The 1,345-nt window shown below is 68.6% G+C and carries 3 protein-coding genes; all 3 read left to right on the top strand.

Going from position 1 to position 1,345, the window contains the following annotated elements; all coding sequences use genetic code 11:
• The first annotated feature begins 8 nt into the window (after positions 1–8).
• Complete coding sequence (locus tag FV222_RS26280) at positions 9–752, top strand: quinoprotein dehydrogenase-associated SoxYZ-like carrier (protein WP_246685680.1); 744 nt, start codon at positions 9–11, stop codon at positions 750–752.
• A gap of 59 nt (positions 753–811) precedes the next feature.
• Complete coding sequence (locus FV222_RS26275) at positions 812–1,213, top strand: thioredoxin family protein (RefSeq protein ID WP_147763940.1); 402 nt, start codon at positions 812–814, stop codon at positions 1,211–1,213.
• A gap of 16 nt (positions 1,214–1,229) precedes the next feature.
• On the top strand, positions 1,230–1,345 hold a 116-nt coding region (locus tag FV222_RS31605; protein WP_281406933.1), incomplete at its 3' end, for a cytochrome c biogenesis protein CcdA.

The raw sequence follows: 1,345 nt of genomic DNA, 5'->3' as shown, positions 1-1,345 counted from the left end.
CCCTTCACCTGGTCCTTGTCGGCGACGGCGAGGCCGAGCGCGCGGCCCGCTGGAAGGAGCTGCAGCAGCAGGTGTTCGGCGACCGCAAAGTCGAGGCGGGCAAGCTGGTGGCGATCGACATGCCGGTGCGCGCCGAAGACGCCGCCCTGGTTCCGGTGACGCTCACCGTCGCCGACAAGGACCAGGTGAAGGGCCTGTACCTGATCATCGACGACAACCCGGCGCCGCTCGCCGCCCACGTCGACTTCGGGCCCGCGGGCGACCCGGCGCAGCTCAAGATGCGCGTGCGGGTGAACACCTACTCCAACGTCCACGCGGTGGCCGAGACCCGGGACGGGCGCCTCGTGGCGTCGGAGATCTTCGTCAAGGCGTCCGGCGGCTGCTCGGCTCCCATGGGCATGACCGAAGCGGACGCGCTGAAGGGCATGGGCGACATGCGTATGAAGTTCGCCGACCCCGCCGCCGACAAGGTGGTGCAGGCGACGCTGATGATCCGCCACCCGAACTTCTCCGGCATGCAGATGAACCAGGTCTCGCGCGAGTATACGCCGGCGCGCTACCTCGACCGGATCAGCGTCAGCCAGGGCGCGCGGAACGTCTTCACGATGGAGGGCGACATCTCGATCTCGTCGAACCCGGTGATCGGCTTCGAGATGCGGCCCGAAGGCGCCGCGCCGGTCAAGGTGGCGGCCACGGATAGCCAGGGCGGCACGTTCGACCACACCTTCCCGGTGCCCGCCGCCAGCAACTGATCATCACGGATCTGCTTGGCCGCCCACGGCCAGGCCTTCGCCATCGGGAAACACCAGCCATGATCCGCCGTACGCTCCTGGCGCTCCTCGCCCTCGCGCCCTTGGCCCTCGAAGCTCTGACCGTCGCCACGGCGCAGGCCGGCGAGATGAAGCCCTACTCCCAGGAGGCGTTCGACGCCGCGCAAAAGGCCGGCAAGCCGATCCTCGTCGAGGTGAGCGCGCCCTGGTGCCCGATCTGCAAGACGCAGAAGCCGATCCTGGCCAAGCTCAGCACCGACCCGCGCTTCAAGGATCTGCAGATCTTCGACATCGACTTCGACAGCCAGAAGGACCTGCTTCGCAAGCTCGACGTCCGCACCCAAAGCACGCTGATCGCCTACAAGGGCAGCGTCGAGACCGGGCGCTCGGTCGGCGAGACCCAGCCCGAATGGATCGAGGGGCTGGTCGAGAAGACGCTTTGATCGGCTCGGGGGTTCGATGATCGTCAGCCTCGGCCTCGCGCTCCTCGCCGGCCTGCTCTCGACGCTCTCGCCCTGCGTCCTGCCCCTGCTGCCGCTGGTGCTCGGCGCGGCGGCCTCCGAGCACCGCTTCGG

This window comes from Methylobacterium sp. WL103, from assembly GCF_008039885.1.
Taxonomy (GTDB): Bacteria; Pseudomonadota; Alphaproteobacteria; order Rhizobiales; family Beijerinckiaceae; genus Methylobacterium; species Methylobacterium cerastii.
This window is presented reverse-complemented; position numbering and strand designations above follow the sequence as displayed.

Excerpts from the sequence above, each read along its gene's own strand:
- FV222_RS26275 (WP_147763940.1), top strand. The coding sequence starts at position 812 with ATGATCCGCCGTACGCTCCTGGCGCTCCTCGCCCTCGCGCCCTTGGCC.